Genomic DNA, 19235 nt, shown 5'->3' on the forward strand with positions numbered 1-19235 from the left:
AGGGGGTGGCAATAGTCGAAGGTAGGGTGAGTTAGATGGCGACAATGTTATAACAATCCATCGTAATCCACCAGGTTAATGGATCAGCTAAAATCATCTACAATATCCAATAATAGGCTTCATTAATTAACAATTAACCATTAATTAATTCAAAGTTTTGCATATTTTTTATTTTCTATGAGATATCTAAATTCTGGGGAAACTCTCCAAAATGGACGTTATACAATTAATTCTATTTTAGGGGCTGGTGGTTTTGGGGTGACTTATTTAGCAACAGAAACCCCATTAAATCAGCAAATAGCCATTAAAACGTTAAATGCAACAGTACAAGGAAAGGAGAATTTTCTAGATTTACAAAATAAGTTTATTAAAGAAGCTTTTTTATTGGCAAAATGCAGTCATCCTCATATTGTGACGGTTCATAATGTCTTTGATGAGGACGGACTGTGGTATATGGTGATGGAATATATCAAAGGAGATGATTTAGCGGTTTATTTACAAAAAAATGGAGTGTTTAAAGAAGCGGATGCTTTACCCATTATTCAACAAATAGGAGAAGCTTTAACTTATATTCATGCTCAAGGTTTTTAACACCGAGACGTGAAACCTCATAATATTTTATTGTCGAGAAATATTGCTAAATTGATTGATTTTGGTATAGCAAGAGAGTTTACCGCAGGAGAAACGAGAACCCATACTAATTATAGAACCGATGGTTATGCACCCCCCGAACAATACGAAGAACGAGCAAAATGAGATGTTTATACAGATGTTTATTCTTTAGCTGCAACCTTATATAACTTATTAACAAATCAGGTTCCGATTCCTGCACAGTTTCGTAGTTATGCAGCGTTACCTCCTCCCCAAAAGTTTAATAATAAAATAAGCGATCGCACTAACAATGCTATTCTCAAAGGGATGGAATTACAACCCGAAAACCGCCCTCAAACCATTCAAGAATTGCTAGATTTATTATCATTATCCCCCCTTAGTAAGGGGGACAAAGGGGGGATAGATCTGTAAAAACACCACCCCGTAGAGACGTTATATATAACGTCTCTACACCTGTCAATAACGTCTCTACACCCTCACAAAAAAAGGATGATTTAGCATCAGATAGAGGGGTAGATTATAGTAGGTTAAAAGACTTGTTAAAAGCAGGAAAGTGGAAAGCAGCAGATAAAGAAACAGCAAGAGTAATGTGTCAAGCAGCAAACCGCAGCAAGGAAGAATATTTAAGAGAAAAGGATATAGATAATTTTCCCTGTACCGATTTACGCACCATAAATCAGCTTTGGTTAGACTATAGTGGGGGTAAGTTTGGCTTTTCTGTCCAAAAGGAAATTTACCACCGCTTAGGAGGCACAAGAGACTATAATCAAGAAGTCTGGCAAACCTTCGGTGATACCGTGGGATGGAGCAAAGCAGGAAGCTGGTTGTACTACAGAAATATCACATATAATATATCAGATCCACAGGGGCATCTCCCTTATAGTGGGTGTGGTTGGGTTGGAAAGTTGGGTTTAGAGTGGTTGTGGGTGTTAGGAGGTGGATGGGAATGGAGAGGTATATTATATGTTGATTTGTTCTCTCGCGTCGAGACTTGTAGACTGTAACATATAAGGCTTGTAGAAATTTTTAATAATATGTTTGTGTAGGGGCATAATAATATTATGCCCATCATTTTATCTGTTGTTTATTAGGGGTTAATTATGATTAATATGTAATGATATTTGTCTTTAATGGTGTTGGGTTTAATGGTTGTGTGGGTTTAACAGTGTTAAACCCCTACGGGATGTATTGTATAATTATAACTATTGAGCTATCAAAAAAATTTATGAAACAGTTTGCTGAATGGAAAAAAAATCTAATAATAAATGACAAGATAATGGGAGGAGAAGCAGTTTTTCCTAATTCTAGGTTATCAGTACGTCACATTGGGGGAATGTTAGAAAAAGGAGAATCTTATGAGGTTATTTTAGAAGATTATCCCTATTTAAGTCTTGAGGATCTCAAGTTTGCAGAAATGTATGTAAAAACTTATCCCCAGATAGAAACAGTCAAAAAATAATGAAATTCTTAATAGATGAGGATCTTTCTCCCAAAGTTGCACAACATCTTTGTAAACATTATTTGATTGATGCAGTAGCAGTGAGAGATAGAGGTTTATTGGGTAAAGATGATCGAACTGTTTTAAATTATGCGTTTAATGAAGATAGAATTTTAATAACAGCAAATATAGCAGACTTTGAAAGGTTTGCAACATTGATGGAAGTACATTCTGGAATTGTATTTTTGCAAGAAGGAGATTTATTAAGAGAGGAACAAAGTGAGGTAGTATCAAAAGCAGTAAAAGCGATAAAAGCAGAAATTAAAGCAGGAAGAGAAATGATTAATCGTGTGCTTTATATTTCTATTACGGGAGCAATAATATTTCAAAACTTACCTTATTAATAATTATTGTATTTAATAGCATTATATGGGGTTTCTGGATTTAAAACTGTTAAACCCCTACGGGATATACTGTATAATTAAAATTGAACCCGACAAGGATTACAAAGATTATGAATACTAAAGAAAAAATCATACAAGAAATTGAATCATTATCAGAGTCTAGCTTGACTGACATCTTAACCTACATTCAACAACTAAAAAAAGTAGAAACAAATACTAATGATATTTGGAACGCTTATTTAAACTCAAAACAAGAAAGAAAAGAGGTTTATCGTCGTCTTGCAGAATCCTAGATTTGTTACTATAGAAGAAGTAATTATGATTCATGATGACCAAATTAAAAGTTTTGGCGGTAGCTTAGGAATTAGAGATTATGGGTTATTAAAATCAGCAGTTTTTCAACCACAAGTTAGTTTTAATGGTCAATTATTGCATCCTAATATTTATAGTCAAGCAGCAGCTTACTTGTATCATCTGACGATGAATCATCCTTTTGTTGATGGTAATAAAAGAACAGCATTTGCTGTTACTGATGTTTTCATTAGAATTAATCAATATTCTCTTAATATTAATGATATAGAAGCTTATGAAATGATGATGAAAGTAGCAACTAAAGTTTTAAGTAAACAAGAATTAATTCTTTATTTGTTAGAGAGTATTATAGAAATTTAAAACAACTAAACAAACAATGGATAAAGTAACATTAACTATTATTGAAGGAAAATTAAAGGGACAAACCTTTAAATTTTCTGAATATGATTTAAACACAGGAGATGAATTAAAATTGAGTGAAACTATATTTAAAGTCTCTATAGAAATAGAAAAGAAAATCGCTACAACCTGGAAACCTGAAGCAATACAAGAACCGAAAAATTGAAACTTTTTAAACTTTCTGCAAAATCTCTTAAAACGCGCAAAAACAGAAGAAAAATTAAGTGATTTAAAAAACTATGAAATTATAAAAAAAATAGGAGAGGGAGGTTTTAGTGAGGTATTTTTAGCTAATAATAAAAATACAGGAGAAAATATTGCGTTAAAAATGCTTTTACCCCAAGTTGCTGCTAATGATTACGCAGTACAATCATTCTTAAGAGAAGCAGAAAATACCAAAGCTTTAAACCATCCCAATATTGTACAATTACGAAACACAGGATACCATCAAGGAACCTTTTTCTTTACCCTAGAATACTGCAATGGGGGAACTGTTGAAGACTTATTACAGCAAAGAGGGGGTAAACTAAATATTGAGGAATCTTTGAACATTATTTATCAAGTTTTGGATGCTTTAATCTATGCTCATCATGCAGAAATTCCCAACATAAAACAAGCAGATGGAAGCATCAAAAAAGGTCAAGGTTTAGTTCATCGAGATATTAAACCTAGTAACATATTTTTAGTAAAAAGTCAAGGAAAAATAACTGCAAAATTAGCAGATTATGGATTATCAAAAGCCTTTGATTTAGCTGGTTTAAGCGGGCAAACTATGACAGGAAATAAAGCAGGGACACCCGTTTTTATGCCCCGTCAACAGGTGTTAAACTTCAAATATGTACAGCCAGAAGTGGATATTTGGGCAACCGCAGCAACCCTATATTATCTGTTAACAGGATGCTATTGCCGAGACTTAGATAATAAAGATCCTTTTTTAGCTATTTTACAAGATTCTCCTGTTTCTATTCATCAAAGAAATGTTAATATTCCCCAAGGTTTAGCTAATCTTATTGATCTCGCTTTACAAGATCATCCTGAACTGCATTTTAAAGATGCCACAACCTTTAAACAAGCATTAATTAATAGCGTCTAATTTGTTAAAATAATTAAAACTCACATCTTGCACCAGTACATAAAAACTCAACAACAAAACAAATCAAATCAATTCTTAAGCCTTTAGAGTCAAAACTCACCCTGTTCCCTGTTCCCTATTCCCTGTTCCCTCTCTAAACTAGCTAGTTTTAGCGAAGGTGCAAGATATAAGTAAAAGAAAAGAGTTGGACATAAGCCGGATTCTGTTCAATGGAGAGTTATCTATCTAGGACGTTTGTTACCAAACGCCTCATGCGGTACACCTAAAACGGGACAGGAAAAAGACCAACCTTTGTCCCTTCGACCTTGCTCCCAACCGGGGTTTACCGAGCCAGTACCTCACGATACTGCTGGTGCGCTCTTACCGACACCTTTGCAACCTTACCTCTGTCAGCTATCAATTATCAGTTTTCAGTCATCAGTAATTAACTGCTCACTATTCACTGTTCACTGAAAAAGGCGGTATTTTTCTGTGGCACTATCCTCACGCTCACGCGCACTGGGAATTATCCAGCAAGTCTGGTCTTTCGGGAGTCCGGACTTTCCTCGAAGGGGTTCAATTGACCCATTCGCAACTCTCGCGCCAACTCTTTTCTATTTCTATTTTAATCTTTTTTTGAAAGGGGAATGTTAGGACGGGAAAAGGGTTCAAACCACCCTCTCCGCCAAAAGAAGAAAATTAAGCCTCCTGCGATCGCAGCCATCAACCCTAAACAGCTAAAATAACCCCAACGGGTCTTAAGTTCTGGCATATATTCAAAGTTCATGCCATAAACTCCGGCAATAAAGGTCAGAGGAATAAAAATCGTCGAAACCACGGTTAACACTTGCATCACTTCATTCATTTTATTACTCATCGATGAGAGATAAGCATCCATTAAAGAAGAGGCTAATTCTCGATAGGTTTCGACGATATCTAAGATTTGAATGACGTGATCGTAACAGTCTCGAAAATATATTTGTGCTTCAGAACTAATTAGAGAACTTTCTCCCCGGACTAACATATTGGTCACATTTCTTAAGGGCCAAATGGCGCGACGTAGGGCTAATAATTCTCTTCTAATGACATAAATTTCTTTTAATTGATTGGTATTGGGAGCAATGGCTAATTCATCTTCTATATCTTCAATGCGATCGCCATAATCTTCTAAAACGGGGAAATAACCATCAATAATGGAGTCTAACAATAAGTACATTAAATAGTCAGCCCCTTGTTGCCTGACTTTCCCTTGATTGGCCCTAATTCTTTCTCTAACAATATCAAAACAATCTTCGATTTCTTCTTCTTGAAAGGTGAGTAAATATCTATTTCCTAACACAAAACTCACTTGTTCGCTTTCAAATCCTTCTTCGTCAGCATTGGGTCGAACCATCTGAACAATTAAGACTAATTGTTCGTTATAATCTTCTAGTTTCGGTCGTTGGGGGACGTTTACCACATCTTCTAATAGTAAAGGATGGAGCTGAAAAATTTCTCCAATTTGTTTGAGGACTTTCTCGCTTCCTAACCCTTGAACGTCCATCCAGGAAATGGTATTCGTTCCTAAATAGGGGGTTAATGCTTTGGGGGTGACATCGACTTTCCGAATCGCATGGGACTCATCATAATCAATTAAAACGATACGGGAAGGTTTAGCATCGGGTTCTATATTTAACTTTCCGGGTTCGCTACCGGGTTCATCAAAAAAGTAATCAAAATAATCAGATTCTTCTTCTTTTTCTAGTTCTTCTGGGTTTAATATTTGGGGGTCAGTAATGGGTGATTGAGTCATAATTTATTTTCAGTTATAGTTTATCTTTTTTATAATCTAAATGTAGTCCCATAATAATTAAATCTCTTTCGATATTATCCAATTGAGCTACTTTTGGCAAGTATCCCCATTGTTGAAAGTTGTATTTTTTGAATAAATTTAAACTGGGTTGATTATGGGCAAAAATAAATCCTAGTAAATTGGTTAATCCTAGCTTTGGACTTTTTTTTATGACATATTCTAAGAGTTTTTTTCCAATTCCTTGACCTCTATAATTTTCGGCAATATATAAACTGATTTCTGCTGTAGTTTTATAGGCCGGACGACCATAAAAATGTTGTAAACTGATCCAACCAATGATGTTATTCTCATTTTCTATGACCCAAATGGGATAATGTTGATGATCTCTTTCTTGAAACCATTTTAAGCGACTTTCAACTGTTATTTTCTGTAAATCCCCTGTAGCAATACGACTGGGAATACTCGCATTATAAATGTCAACAATGTCTTCTAAATCTTCTAATTTTGCTAGTCTTATTTTCTCCATATTATCATTCCTATTTTAGTTTTATCATCAAATGAAACCGAGTTTTTTTGATAGTAAAAATATCCACAGATTGAACTAATTCACTGAGTTTTTTATAACCATAATTTCGAGAATCAAACGAGGGAGATAATTTGGTTAATTGTGAGCCAAATGGTCCGAGATGAACCCATTCTTCTTCGTCTGCTACAGAATCATAAGCACTTTTCAATAACTCTAATAGTTTTTTATTGGTTGTTATTTTTTGATTTTCGGAGGGTTGTTGATGGGCTAAAATATCAGTATAGATAAATTTGTTACAAGCAACCACAAAAGCTTCTGGTGTTTTAATTTTTTCTCCAAATCCATAAACAATCAGCCCAGATTCTCTGATTCGAGAGGCTAAACGAGTAAAATCACTATCACTAGAAACTAAACAAAATCCATCAAAATTTCCCGTATACAGTAAATCCATTGCATCAATAATTAACGCACTGTCAGTGGCATTTTTACCCGTTGTATATCGAAATTGTTGGATGGGTTGCAGTGCTAATTTATTAACTTTACCTTTCCAGCTATTTAATTGATTACTCGTCCAGTCCCCATAGATTCTTTTTACATTAGCCGTTCCATATTTAGCGACTTCTTGTAATAAAGCTTCAATAATATTTGCACTGACATTTTCAGCATCAATTAAAACCGCTAAACGTACGTTGCTGGAGCCATCCTCTAAGGTTTTCATATTAATAGGTTAGCAGTTGTTTGGCTATCAGGTTAATGAATATTGGTTAAAATGAACATGAATAAAAATTTCCTAGCTATGTCTAATTTCTAGTTTAATCTTAGTTCAGTGTTTAGATAATTGCTGTTTTTATTGGTGTCAGTTTTTGATTATTAAAGCTTTTGATCAATGGCTTTTTTATAAACTTTTTGAATCGCTTTAATGACTTTATCAAAAGCTGATTTAGGAGAGTCTTGAGCAGGATCAAGTAATTGTAATTTAGTTAATAGTTGGGCTTCTTGCATTTGAATATCCCCATCACTATAAACCAAAGCACTTAAGGCTTCTAATAATTCTTGATAGTCCTTGGTGGTAGGATTATCTCCTAAATATTCTTCTAACCATTGATAACATTGAGTCGGCTGAACCGGTTTTAATTCTGATAAAAGAGACTTGAGATCCACGTCGTCAGATAAGCCTTGAGTCTGAGCCATTCGTTTTAAATAGTCTCTTTCTTCTACCTGAATAATACCATCAATCCAAGCTGCACCAATGAGAATTTTTAGCAGTTGTTTCTTTTGAGTTTGAGTATTCATTATTAATGACTCTCGTTATTTTTTCTCTATTTTTATGATGAAATATTTTTGAGATTAATTGGTATTCTCTCAACCTTTCTTTAACTTCACCATAAAAAAACCGTCCATATGATGTTCATGGGGTAAGATTTCGATCCCTTTTGATGATGTCACAAAGGGGGAAAAAAGCCAATCAGTTGAAGGGGGTTCTCTATTCCACTGAGGATGATGGGTTAAAAAGGTTTCTATGATCTGTTGGTTTTCCGTTGGGTTGAGGGTACAAGTGGCATAAACTAGGGTTCCTTGGGGTTTGACCCATTGGGCTGCTTGGGTTAAAATTTCTTGTTGTAAACGAGATAATTCTTGAATGTTTTCAGGGGTCTGTCGCCAACGAATGTCCGGGTGTCGATGAAGGGTTCCTAACCCGGAACAAGGAACGTCTACTAAGACGCGATCGCCTTGATTGATCAATTGGCTTAAATGACGACTATCTCCCACTCTGGTTTGAATAGAATTTAATTGTAAGCGTTGGGCGTTTTGTTGCACTTTTTTGAGACGGGATGGGGTGCGATCGCAAGCGATAATGGTCCCCTGATCCCCCATTAACTCAGCAATATGGGTGGTTTTTCCCCCTGGGGCTGCACAAGCATCAATAATGGTTTCTCCGGGTTGGGGATCAAGCAAATAACTCACCAGTTGCGCGCTACTGTCTTGTATGGTCCAATGGCCCTGCTCAAACCCCGGTAAGGTTTGTATCCTTCCTATTTTCCCCTGTAGTCTCAAGGTAGCAGGAAAGGGAGGCAAAGGAGTGGCGTTAACCCCTGCTTCGCTGAGTTGGGTTTGTAGGGTTTCAAGGGTGGTTTTTAAGGGGTTAACCCGGATGTCAATGGTAGGGGTTTGATTAAACCAATGACAGAGTTTTTCGGTGGTTGCTTCTCCCCATTGGTGAACCCACATTGCGATCATCCAGTCAGGAAAACTAGATTGAATGGCAATTTTTTCGATGGGGTTAGAGGGTAAGATGAGGGGATCTTGACTGTCTTCACTGCTGCGAATATATTGCCGTAAAATGCCGTTAACCACCCCTGAAAGTCGGTTAAGTTGATACGCTTTCGCTAGGTTAACACTGGTATTAACCGCAGCCGAGGGAGGAATATGATCGAGATATCTTAACTGATAGAGTCCAATATGAAGAATCCGCCGTAAGTCTGGGGGTTGTTGTTGTGCCTTTTTTTTTCCCAGTTGATCGATTAAGGTGTCTAAGGTGCGTTGATGTCGAATGATACCATAGACGAGTTCTGTGCATAAACTGCGATCGCTAGGATTAAGATCACTTTGATTTAATCCTCTATTTAAAGCAATATCAGTATAACTATTGTTTCGATCAATTTCTCGTAAAATGTCTAAGGCAAGTTGACGGGCGTTAGGATTTTTTTTAGAAGGAGACATCTATAAAATAGGGTTTTATTTAGTTTCTTGAATTGTGACCCAAAAATCAAGGTTTTAACTGACATCTTGCATCAGTACATAAAAACTAAATAATTATGAAAAAGTAGTCAATTTTGAATCAGTTACCATCAAAATGAAATACTTTTGCCTGTCTTGGTGAGCGTTCCCTTGCGCAGATGCGAAGGCGCGGGGTCTCACCGCTCTTGCCTACCCCCACACCCCCCACACCCCCCACACCCCCCTTTATAAGGGGGGCAGGGGGGGTTAGGGGCAGGGGGGGTTAGGGGCAGGGGGGGTTAGGGGCAGGGGGGATTATCGAAGGTGCAAGATATGAGTTTAACGCCCAACGCCAAACTCGTGACGACTTTTAATGTCTTGCATCACCCAATGGGTTGCTTGTTCGTTAGTCATGGGTTTAGCAAAGAAAAACCCTTGCCCTAATTCACAATTTAAACCCTGTAATTGATTAAATTGTTCCCGTGTTTCAATTCCTTCTGCTACGACATTCATGCCTAAGGTATGGGCTAAGTTAATAATCATGGGAACGATTGATTTATCAGAAATGCCCAATTGACTAATAAAAGAACGATCAATTTTTAAGGTATCAATGGGAAATTCATGTAACCGACTCAACGATGAATAACCGGTGCCAAAATCGTCAATACATAATCCTAATCCTAAGTTTTTTAATTGTTTGACTCTTTGGTTTTCATTCTGAGCAGTTTCTAACAAGCAGGTTTCCGTAATTTCTAATTTTAATTGGCTTCCTTCAATGCCAGTGCTTTCTAACAATTGATTCAGTCTATCATCCCATTTTTCTTGTTTTAGTTGTTGGGCTGAGACATTAACATTAATGACCAATTGTCCCGCTTTTGTGTTTAAATTTTGCCATGTTTGTAATTGATAGCAAGCTTGTTCTAATACCCACCATCCCAGAGAATTAATTAATCCAGTTTCTTCAGCAATGGGAATAAATTCCACAGGGGAAATATTTCCTTTCACGGGATGTTGCCATCTCACTAAGGCTTCAAACCCCCTTAAATAACCTGTATTTAATTCAACAATAGGCTGGTAAGATAGGGAGAGTTTTTGGTTTTTAATGGCTTGTCTTAGGTCAGTTTCTAGTTGAATACGAGTTAAAGCGTCTGCTTTGATTTTAGGATTAAAGATGGCATAATTTTCTTTGCCTTGTGTTTTGGCTCGATACATGGCTAACTGGGCATCTCTAACCATGATTTCAGGTTTTTGATAGTTGATTTTGTTGAAGTTAATCCCTATATAGCCTCGAACAAATACTTGATTATTGTTGATTTCAAAGGGAAAATGAATAATGTTTAAAATTCTTTTGGCAATTAAAATAATTTCTCGTGCTGATTGATTTTGCACTAACAAAATAAATTCATCTTCTCCTAATCTGGCTAGGATATCTTCTGTTCTTAATTTATTTTGCAAGCGTTTGGTTATTTGAATGATTAGGTCATCATCTTGGGTAATATTTAAACTTTCATGTAACAGGTGAAGGTTATCTAAATGGATAAGAATGACAGCTAAGGAGTGACTATGATTCTCTAATAAAATGGTTTCTAACTGTTGATAAAACCATTGACGATTGGGTAAATAAGTAACCCTATCTCTTAAATTATTATTGGCTAACTCCTCTTCTTTCTGAAGATTATTTTCAATTTTGTGGGCAGTTCCTTGATAATAAAGAACGTCTCCATACTGATCATAAATTGCCCAAATGGTTTCTTCAATCTCAATCATTTCTCCCTGTTTACAATAGATTTGAGAGTGAAAGTTGAGAATCTCTCCATCGGTTCTTAAACTGTTTAAAATACTATCCTGGTTTTGTGCCTCAACATAAAATTGATTAGCTCGATCATGAATCTTATCTAATAATTCTTGAGGACTATCGTAACCATATAGTTGGGCTAAAGCCGCATTAACATCTAAAAAATAACCGTCAGAACTGAGTTTAAAAATTCCCTGATTACTCTTTTCAAAAATCTTATAATATTGTCGTTCTGCTTGAATTAAAGCTTCTTCTATTTGCTTACGTTTTGTAATATCACGAGACGTTGCTAATATCTCTTTTATGTCTCCCGTTTGTGGATGAATGATTCCTTTGCCAATGGTTTCTATCCATAGATAATGGCCATCTTTATGACTCATACGATAAGTCACTGTAGCTAAGGATTTCTTTTGTTGTAATTCTTGATAAAATTGTTTAATTAAAGGTTGATCTTGAGGATGACAAAATGAAGCAATGGATCGACTAATTAACTCCTGGGGATAATAACCTAATAACTGATGAGAAACTTGAGAAACGTATTGATAAATTCCCTCTGGGGTGTGAGTTGTGACTAAATCTGGTAAGTTATCTAAAATGAAGGTATGAGGTTGTTGATGACTTTTAAACTGTTCTTGATTTCGCTTTTGTTGGGTGACTTCACGGGTAAGACAAAAAATCTCTTCAATCTCTCCTGTCTCTTGATTAGGAATCACTTTGGCTGAGGTTTCTAACCAGATATAATGTCCCCCATGATGACGCATACGATAAGTGATCGAATTAATATTCCATTGCTTTTTTAGTTTGTCATAAAATTGTCTAATTAAGTCGCAATCTTCAGGATGACATAAAACCTCTGCTGATTGTCCAATAAAATTGTGAATATCATACCCTAATAAAGACTTACAAGAGGGAGAAATATATAAATAGATACCTTCTCCCGTATGAAAACTGATTAAATCTGTTAAATGATCTAAACTTGTCTGATCATACTTCTCCCCTTTCTCAGAAACTGGTTCCCTTCTATTTTCTTGACTGTTATCCATAATTTTTGATCGACTATTTCTGGTTAATACGGTGGATGATGACCATAGGAAATCTTGAAAGAGGGAATTAAGTCTAAATCTAAATGATTGTTATCTGTGAAATCTGATCTATAGGCTAACATAACTCATGGATTTTCTGTGGTCAGCAGGATGACTTTTTGTGTAAAGATTAGTTTGATAATATGTAACTGTTTTTAATCATTCTTTGTGAATCTTAATGTTGTTTTTAGGTAAAAGTTATCAAAAATAAGCAACGATGAAAAAATAATTGATCTTCAATGAGGAGTTAAATCAATTTTGCTCAAAAAAGAGACAGGAACTTTATACGGGGTGAGTGTAGGAACCGGTGATCCAGAATTAATTACCGTCAAAGGACAACGGTTATTACAAGAAACTTCTGTCATTGCTTTTCCTCTGGGGGTGAAGGGTAAACCCGGTTTAGCTGAAACAATTATTGACCCTTGGATCAGGCCACAGCAAAAAAAATTACCCCTTCATTTTCCCTATCTTCAAGATGAACAGCAGTTACAACAAGCTTGGAAAGCAGCCGCCGCAACGGTATGGGACTATCTTGATCAAGGACTTGATGTGGCTTTTGCTTGTGAAGGAGATGTCAGTTTTTATAGTACCTTCACCTATCTGGCCCAAACCCTCAGAAAAAATTATCCTAGTGTCACGATACAAACCATTCCGGGGGTTTCTTCTCCTATGTCTGCTGCTTCGGTATTAGGGATACCCTTAACCCTGGGTTCTCAAAATTTAGCCATTATCCCTGCTTTGTATCATCGGGATGAACTCGATCAAGTGTTGAGTTGGGCCGATGTCATTGTTTTATTAAAAGTGAGTTCCGTTTATTCTCAGGTTTGGGAGAAACTAGAACAGTTAAACTTATTGGATCATGCTTTTATTGTAGAACGGGCGAACCAACCGGAAGAAAAAATTTATCGAAACCTCAGTGATCACCCACATTTAAACCTTTCCTATTTTTCTGTGATGATTATCCGTCAAAAATAATAACGGGTTTCTGATCACGGGTGACTGCTCAATTAACATTTTTTAACATCCTGTAAACCTTGATATAACGGGGCTTCAAACTTAAAAAACTAAAATGTATTCTTTGTTACAGCAGAAAATAACTTTATTATTAGTGGAAATTAGACTATAGTAAGAAGTAAGCCTTCCTAGTCACTTGGTAAATTTCTATGAGTCCTATTACCCTAACGTCCCCTTCTCCTTCAGCCCCTTCTACCACTTACACTATCAGTATGATTAAAGACGAAGTCCGTCATCTAGTCGAGATGGGTATCGTTAGTCGTCAGCAACCTCTTTATGTTCTTTGTGAGTTTATTCCTCCCCGCGAGTGGGTGTGTGTCGAAACGGAATTAGAAAGATGTGAATATTTATTACGGGATCAAATTGGAGACCTGATGGCTTGTGAAAGTTGGGAAAGTGATTAATTTTTTATTGTACCATTATTTTAATTTCCTTAACAAGTTCGATTGTTCTAGTAGTCACCAAAGTTTATCTTGTTGTCAATAAACCTTTTTGAATATCCTCTTTGAGTCCTAGTCCCCCGATTAGGACTTAAATTTTGATTATATCAAAAGGAATAATTCTAAAGGAAAATGGAATTTTTAGCACTTACTGACATAATTGGAGAGAAAATGTAATCAAGAATACAAAAAGACTTTGCAGCTTTTCCTTGTACGTTCGATCATTTTAAGAGTCAGGGTCTTGATTTTAACTGGTTTGGTGTTCTACTTATGAATCTTTCCACAGAATTTCCTGTTAGTTTTTCCCACTATTCTATCGATTTTATACAACAAGAAGCCCGTCATTTAGTGGATCGGGGTTTAATTAGCCGTCAACAGCCGATTTCTAGTTTATGCGATTATATTCCCCCTCGGGAATGGATCTGGGTTGAACACGAACTGGCCAAATTTGAGTATTTATTACGCGATCGCATCAGTGATCTCATTTGTTGTGAAACTTGGTCTAATGACTAAACTCATATCTTGCAGCTTCGCTTAAACTAGCTAGTTTAGGAGGCAAGAGGCAAGAGCGGTGAGACCCCGCGCCTTCGCATCTGCGCAAGGGAACGCTCACCAAGACAGGCAAAAGTATTTCATTTTGATGCTAACTTATTCAAAATTGACTACTTTTTCATAATTATTTAGTTTTTATGTACTGATGCAAGATGTCAGTAAACAATAAAATGGTCTTAAACTTTCATTTTCAGAGGTTTAAGGCTTTTTTTTCTCTCTTAAGTATTCAAGTTCTTGTCTGAGGGTAATAATTTTTTCAGTGAGTTGTTGAATTTCTTGGTCAACATTAGCTTTCGTGTGGGTTGAAGACGCAGATCCTGGGGGATTTTTCGAGGATGATTGTTGTTTTAACCATTGATCGAGGAATTCACGGGCTTCTTGTTCAGTTATTTCCCCTTTTCTTGCCCATTCTTCGATTTTTTCCCTAATCTCTTGTTGCAGTTCCGATAAAGTTTGATTCCGTTTTTGGGCATCTTGGAGGGTTTCTAACACAGAAGCGGTGAAACCGACTCCCACTCGAAAAGATTGTTGTAGAAGTTGAAAGATAGTATCGGTATTCATATTAAAGCAACATTATTATATATTATTTATCAGACATCATGACACAATGACCCTTAACTATCAACTAAAATGTTAGGTAAACCGACATTTTTAGGGTTGACAAAGTTTCCCTTAAAATCAATGGTTTTTTCTTCATTGGTCGCCGCATCTTTAATGGTTCTAGCTTCAGCTAAAGCCCGACGAAGTTCGGCCTTTTCTAAGTTATCTTTTACCCCACCCAATAAGTAAATTAATAAACGACTAGCTAATTTTTTACCTGATACTTGAATGCGTTTTTTCATCGGATCATAAAGTACACCATACCAAATAGATTGGGAGGTATCCATATAACTAAAACCGCCAATTTCATCAAAATAAATAAGTTTTTTTATAAGACTTTCTAGCTCAAAATTTTTACTAAATACTAAAAATCCTAAGGCTTGGGCTAAGGCAATTTGTCCCACAGGACGAAATAAAAAATTTCCTTCTCCTCCTCCTTTTTCATGGTTAAAACGTCTTAATTCATAGGTTTTAACCCCATGTTCTAATTGTCGATAACTCGGTAAATTTGCTAAGCCATCGAACAATTCAGATAAAGAATTTAAGCCTTCTTCTATTTCTTCATCGTCGGGACGTAAAGAGATCAAATTCTTTTTGTCCTTACTTTTCCAATGAGGAAATTGATAGTTTAAATAGCCCTCTGTCATATCTTGTAGTGCTTGTAATGTGGTTAAAACAGTGGATTTATTAGCAATAGTTGCACTATCCCAATTGACCCGAGAATTCCAGTCTTTTTCCTCTCGATCTTTTAACAGTGGATGGGTGATAGCGAGTCGTCTAGAAACAATAGCAAAGCCATCATCTTCGTTCAATAAAACTAACTGTCCCTTGCTTAAAGAAATGGCCATACGGTTAACATGAACGAATACGGATCTTACCCGTCTTCTTGCTTCTTCATAGGTTTCTCCTTTGATGACTGCGGGGATAATTTCAATGCCGATCTTTTCTTTGGCTAAACTTTGTAAAGCAATGGGATCGAGCTCATATTCTTCTATTAATTCATCAAGGGTAATAGGGGTTCCTGTTGCTTTTTTTACCTTATTATAAACCTCTAATTTTCCTGTTTTTAATAACTCCATTAACCCTTGTATCCCCATTAGTCGATGTTGTCCATCTAGGGCAAAAATTGAATAGTTTTCTCCAATATTTAACAAACCGACACTATCATTCTTATCTAAAGATAGAAACTCATCTACACTGACTTTTGCACGGTTATTTATATCCCATTCTCCTGCATCAGGATTATTGACCCAATTTTGACTAATAACCACTAAAATAGGGGGGAATTTATGATTATTTAGAACCGCTAAATATTGGGCTAAATGTGCTTGTCTTGACCAATCTAAAGGGCGTTGTTGTAATTCTTCTACGGTTTCAGAATCACGGATAATATTGTTGCTTTTGGGGTCATATTTACGGCGAAATAAGGGTAATTGTAAGGCAAAATGCACCCGACTGGCTAACCATTCTAAAGAGACTGATCCTAGATAACTTTGCGTAGTTCCCATCTGGGTTTTCTGCACAAAAAGCTGATCTTGACGGGATAAATACCGTTCTAATAATAAAGCAAGTGCCTGTTTTTCTTCGCTTTCTTGTTGTTGCAGTTGTTTCGTAATATCTTGATCCATATTAATTATTTAACTATGTTCTTTTCGGTAGGGTGGGGAGTGCATCACCTTACAAGTTATACCTTAATCTTCAAACCAATTAATAGGGAATAGGGAACAGGCAACAGGTTTTTAGTATCATAAAGGTTTGAAAGATAACTCCGATGGGGTTAGAGTGGTTAAGGGTATCGCTTAACCCAGTAACCAACGGGCAAAGTCTTCTGGGAAGCTTTCGACTAAGAATTTACAAATATTATCATACATTTTTCATTTTAAAACCCTTATGTAGTTTTATAAAACCCTAACAAAGTTTTTAAAAACATTATACAAGTTTTAGATTATAATAGCCTTGTTTTAAATTTGGATAAGGCCAGATGATGGGGTTTGAATATGTATTACCAGTGATTCGGGGGATACAAGGAGAACGGGAGTATTATGTTTCTATGTGTCCCTTGGGAATATTGCCGAAGTTGTTTCCTTTACCGGATGAGAGAATAACGCCGTTTCAACGGAGTCAGCGACGGTTAAATAAGAGCAGATCGAAGAAAATTTGTCAATATATTTTAGAAAATCGTTACAATTATGTCTTTTCTGCTATTACTGCCAGTATTGACGCGGATACGACGTTTGAAGCAGTGGGAGAGGTGGCCGAAATGCGAAAATTGGGCCGTTTGCGTATTCCCATGGAGGGGAGTTTAAGGATACATGACGGGTTACATCGCCGGGTTGCCTTAGAAATGGCCTTACGCGCTAACCCTCAGTTAAAATATGAAACCATACCCGTCATTTTATATATTGATACGGGTTTGCCACAGTGTCAACAACTGTTTATTGATCTTAACCGTTGGGGGGTTAAGTTACCTCTTAGTTTAACTATTCTCTATGATAATCGAAATGCGATCGCTTTGATGGTTCAAAAGGTAGCTAAAACCCTTAAGTTTTTTAATGATTATACTTATTTAGATGGGGATAGGATACCGAAAACATCAGATAAGTTATTGACGTTAACTCAATTATATCAAGCAACAATTGAGTTATTACGGGATGTTGCTTTAGAAGATGATACACAAAACATTGACTTTGTTTTGTCTTATTGGCAAGAAGTGATTCATTATTTAGAAGCTAATAAAAATGATGAAAATTTTGACAAGTTATTGTTACGGTTAGGGAAGTTTGGGAGATTATTATTAACTAATTATCCTAATAGTTGGAAAGAAAAATTACAAGGTTTGAATGTTTCAGAACTTTTGCTGAGTGGGCAAACTTTTTTAGATGATGATGTTCTCAAATAAGTCTTTATTTTGCCCACTTTATCCTGTTATTAATACAACTGAAATTGAGGATTAGGCGGTGACATCCAACCTAAATGAATTTTTACTTTATCCACTGCACTTTTAACACTTCCCATAGTTGCAGAAATTTTATAAGCTTTCGTCGGATCTTTAGGATTAGTCTCAACTCTAATAATATTACCATGCCAAATTTGACTACTGCATAACCAATCTAGTTGAGCTAATTGAGATACTTTTGAGCTATCAAAATGATTGTTTTCTTGATCATAAGTGAAATAAAGTAAACGCCCTAATACCTCTAAGCCAACGCTACGCCCTAATATACAAGTTTCTTTAAATTTTCTTACTTCCTCAACTGTTAAGTCTTTTGCTTCTGTTTCAAAAATATGTTTTGTTTGTTGGCATTCTGAGAAGAATTGATTCAAACCAACAACTAAAGCATTAGAAGATGTTTCAACATTCCAGTTTTCTAGCTCAGCTTTTGTATCATTTGCAAAAGCACAACTAACCATTTTTGCAAGATAATTTCGAGTATAAAGTAGTTTATGTTTAGTTGAAGGAGATTTTTTAATTGTTTCAGTTTTATCTTTAAACATTGGTACGTTTTCCTGTACCGTTTTCATAATACCGATATATCCTTCAAATTCTCCAAAAGATAATAAGAGTGAAGGATCTAATGTCCTACTTTGTGCCATATCTCGGAAGTCCATTTGACATTGCTTAAAATCTTTTTCCAAAACTAAAGTAATCGGAAAATCATTATCTCCAATTAATTCACCATTGGTACTTTCGATCAGTTCATGAATTGCCCTTTTTCGGTGTTGCCCATCAGTGATATCTAATTTTACACCACGGGGAATTACAACTAGACAAAGTTCTCTAGCTAACTCAATCAATTCAATTCTATCAGGAGAAATATTAGCAGTAAGGGTTCCAAGAATCCAGGGTTTATTTTTTTGAATACGCTTGACAATATATTGTTTGACTTCTTCTGCATGGCCTTGCACTTCGGGACGATTTTTACCCGAATCAGGATCATTATTTTCAGAATGTTTTGCTTGTAATAAAGTGGGTAGATCGTGAGCAGGTACATTAATCTGGATCATTGTTCGTTTTCCCTGACGAAACCGTAAACCCAGATAACATTTTTTGCGATAAAACTTAGATAAATATGATTCTAAAGCCTGATTGAGAGAGTGACTAAGTTCTTTATGGTCGGAAATAGAGTCAAACATATATGATAGTAATTTAGATTGTCGGGAAAATACTTACCCTTCTATCATAATCACAGACTAAACTCTTAGGAATCCAGTAAACTACTGACTTTTGGGTATGACAAATATACAGACAACCCTCTTTCCCCCTCGCACTGTCACGGAATTAGTTGAAGCTATACAAAAGTTAACTACAGAAATTCAAGAGTTATATTGTGCTGATGACATTCCCTTTGTCATTGGATACTCTGGGGGAAAAGATAGTACAGCAGTTTTACAGTTAGTTTGGAATGCGATCGCAGCCTTACCCGTTAAAAAACGTCATAAGAAAATTCATGTTATTACCACGGATACCCTAGTTGAAAA

The 19235-nt window shown here is 35.9% G+C and carries 19 protein-coding genes, 1 other RNA gene and 2 pseudogenes; 12 read left to right on the forward strand and 10 right to left on the reverse strand.

Annotation, left to right across the window (positions count from 1 at the left end):
- The first annotated feature begins 177 nt into the window (after positions 1–177).
- The 7 genes and pseudogenes from C4E06_RS29570 to C4E06_RS13495 all read left to right on the forward strand — a co-directional run bounded on the left by C4E06_RS29570 (position 178) and on the right by C4E06_RS13495 (position 4258).
- Positions 178–1616 (forward strand): annotated as a pseudogene (locus tag C4E06_RS29570) (GUN4 domain-containing protein).
- A 110-nt stretch (positions 1617–1726) separates the two neighbouring features.
- Complete coding sequence (locus C4E06_RS13470; protein WP_107668539.1) at positions 1727–2071, forward strand: DUF433 domain-containing protein; 345 nt, start codon at positions 1727–1729, stop codon at positions 2069–2071.
- Positions 2071–2454 carry a DUF5615 family PIN-like protein gene (locus C4E06_RS13475; RefSeq protein WP_107668540.1) on the forward strand — a complete coding sequence of 128 codons (384 nt, stop codon included), beginning with the start codon at positions 2071–2073 and terminating at the stop codon, positions 2452–2454. The genes C4E06_RS13470 and C4E06_RS13475 overlap by 1 nt, the downstream gene beginning before the upstream one ends.
- Positions 2455–2564: 110 nt before the next feature.
- Entirely contained in the window at positions 2565–2747 is a 183-nt protein-coding gene (locus C4E06_RS13480; RefSeq protein WP_107668541.1) for a DUF2281 domain-containing protein, read from the forward strand.
- Entirely contained in the window at positions 2734–3126 is a 393-nt protein-coding gene (locus C4E06_RS13485) for a type II toxin-antitoxin system death-on-curing family toxin (RefSeq protein WP_107668542.1), read from the forward strand. The genes C4E06_RS13480 and C4E06_RS13485 overlap by 14 nt, the downstream gene beginning before the upstream one ends.
- A gap of 16 nt (positions 3127–3142) precedes the next feature.
- The gene (locus C4E06_RS13490) at positions 3143–3331 is read left to right on the forward strand and encodes a hypothetical protein (protein WP_107668543.1); all 189 of its coding nucleotides are present in this window, start codon (positions 3143–3145) and stop codon (positions 3329–3331) included.
- Between the two features lie 81 nt (positions 3332–3412).
- Entirely contained in the window at positions 3413–4258 is an 846-nt protein-coding gene (locus C4E06_RS13495; RefSeq protein WP_255412151.1) for a serine/threonine-protein kinase, read from the forward strand.
- 175 nt (positions 4259–4433) lie between these two features.
- Here the strand turns inward: C4E06_RS13495 and rnpB are convergent.
- The 7 genes from rnpB to C4E06_RS27935 all read right to left on the reverse strand — a co-directional run bounded on the left by rnpB (position 4434) and on the right by C4E06_RS27935 (position 12111).
- An RNA gene (gene rnpB / locus C4E06_RS13500) (RNase P RNA component class A) lies at positions 4434–4849 on the reverse strand.
- Between the two features lie 13 nt (positions 4850–4862).
- Positions 4863–6029 (reverse strand): magnesium/cobalt transporter CorA, encoded by a 1167-nt coding sequence (gene corA / locus C4E06_RS13505; RefSeq protein WP_107668545.1) that lies wholly within the window; start codon positions 6027–6029, stop codon positions 4863–4865.
- A 13-nt stretch (positions 6030–6042) separates the two neighbouring features.
- A complete protein-coding gene (locus C4E06_RS13510; protein WP_107668546.1) occupies positions 6043–6555 on the reverse strand; it encodes a GNAT family N-acetyltransferase in 513 nt (170 codons plus the stop codon).
- A gap of 10 nt (positions 6556–6565) precedes the next feature.
- The gene (locus C4E06_RS13515) at positions 6566–7273 is read right to left on the reverse strand and encodes an NYN domain-containing protein (protein WP_107668547.1); all 708 of its coding nucleotides are present in this window, start codon (positions 7271–7273) and stop codon (positions 6566–6568) included.
- A 152-nt stretch (positions 7274–7425) separates the two neighbouring features.
- Positions 7426–7848 carry a TerB family tellurite resistance protein gene (locus C4E06_RS13520; protein ID WP_107668548.1) on the reverse strand — a complete coding sequence of 141 codons (423 nt, stop codon included), beginning with the start codon at positions 7846–7848 and terminating at the stop codon, positions 7426–7428.
- 69 nt (positions 7849–7917) lie between these two features.
- On the reverse strand, positions 7918–9276 hold the full coding sequence (locus tag C4E06_RS13525; RefSeq protein ID WP_107668549.1) for a 16S rRNA (cytosine(967)-C(5))-methyltransferase: 1359 nt from the start codon (positions 9274–9276) through the stop codon (positions 7918–7920).
- A gap of 336 nt (positions 9277–9612) precedes the next feature.
- Positions 9613–12111, reverse strand: coding sequence for a GGDEF domain-containing phosphodiesterase (locus C4E06_RS27935; RefSeq protein WP_107668550.1), 2499 nt, complete (start codon positions 12109–12111; stop codon positions 9613–9615).
- A 297-nt stretch (positions 12112–12408) separates the two neighbouring features.
- On the opposite strand from C4E06_RS27935, the gene C4E06_RS13535 reads away from it, so the two are divergent.
- The 3 genes from C4E06_RS13535 (at position 12409) to C4E06_RS13545 (ending at position 14117) form a co-directional block, all read left to right on the forward strand.
- Positions 12409–13125, forward strand: coding sequence for a precorrin-2 C(20)-methyltransferase (locus tag C4E06_RS13535; protein WP_107668551.1), 717 nt, complete (start codon positions 12409–12411; stop codon positions 13123–13125).
- A gap of 188 nt (positions 13126–13313) precedes the next feature.
- Positions 13314–13568 (forward strand): DUF4327 family protein, encoded by a 255-nt coding sequence (locus C4E06_RS13540; RefSeq protein WP_107668552.1) that lies wholly within the window; start codon positions 13314–13316, stop codon positions 13566–13568.
- A gap of 306 nt (positions 13569–13874) precedes the next feature.
- The gene (locus C4E06_RS13545; protein ID WP_107668553.1) at positions 13875–14117 is read left to right on the forward strand and encodes a DUF4327 family protein; all 243 of its coding nucleotides are present in this window, start codon (positions 13875–13877) and stop codon (positions 14115–14117) included.
- A 237-nt stretch (positions 14118–14354) separates the two neighbouring features.
- Here C4E06_RS13545 and C4E06_RS13550 read toward each other — a convergent pair whose 3' ends face one another.
- Together C4E06_RS13550 and C4E06_RS13555 are read right to left on the reverse strand one after the other, a co-directional pair.
- Positions 14355–14717 (reverse strand): hypothetical protein, encoded by a 363-nt coding sequence (locus C4E06_RS13550; RefSeq protein WP_107668554.1) that lies wholly within the window; start codon positions 14715–14717, stop codon positions 14355–14357.
- 53 nt (positions 14718–14770) lie between these two features.
- Positions 14771–16384, reverse strand: coding sequence for a DGQHR domain-containing protein (locus C4E06_RS13555; protein ID WP_107668555.1), 1614 nt, complete (start codon positions 16382–16384; stop codon positions 14771–14773).
- Between the two features lie 353 nt (positions 16385–16737).
- Between C4E06_RS13555 and C4E06_RS13560 the strand changes: the two genes are divergently transcribed.
- Positions 16738–17655, forward strand: a complete 918-nt coding sequence (locus C4E06_RS13560) for a DNA sulfur modification protein DndB (protein WP_198648665.1) — start codon at positions 16738–16740, stop codon at positions 17653–17655.
- A gap of 29 nt (positions 17656–17684) precedes the next feature.
- Here C4E06_RS13560 and C4E06_RS13565 read toward each other — a convergent pair whose 3' ends face one another.
- Positions 17685–18890 (reverse strand): DNA sulfur modification protein DndB, encoded by a 1206-nt coding sequence (locus C4E06_RS13565; RefSeq protein ID WP_107668556.1) that lies wholly within the window; start codon positions 18888–18890, stop codon positions 17685–17687.
- 97 nt (positions 18891–18987) lie between these two features.
- Here C4E06_RS13565 and C4E06_RS13570 point away from each other — a divergent pair.
- Positions 18988–19235, forward strand: a pseudogene (locus tag C4E06_RS13570) (DNA phosphorothioation system sulfurtransferase DndC); the annotation flags it as partial.

The organism is Cyanothece sp. BG0011, from assembly GCF_003013815.1.
In the GTDB taxonomy this organism is placed as follows: domain Bacteria; phylum Cyanobacteriota; class Cyanobacteriia; order Cyanobacteriales; family Microcystaceae; genus Crocosphaera.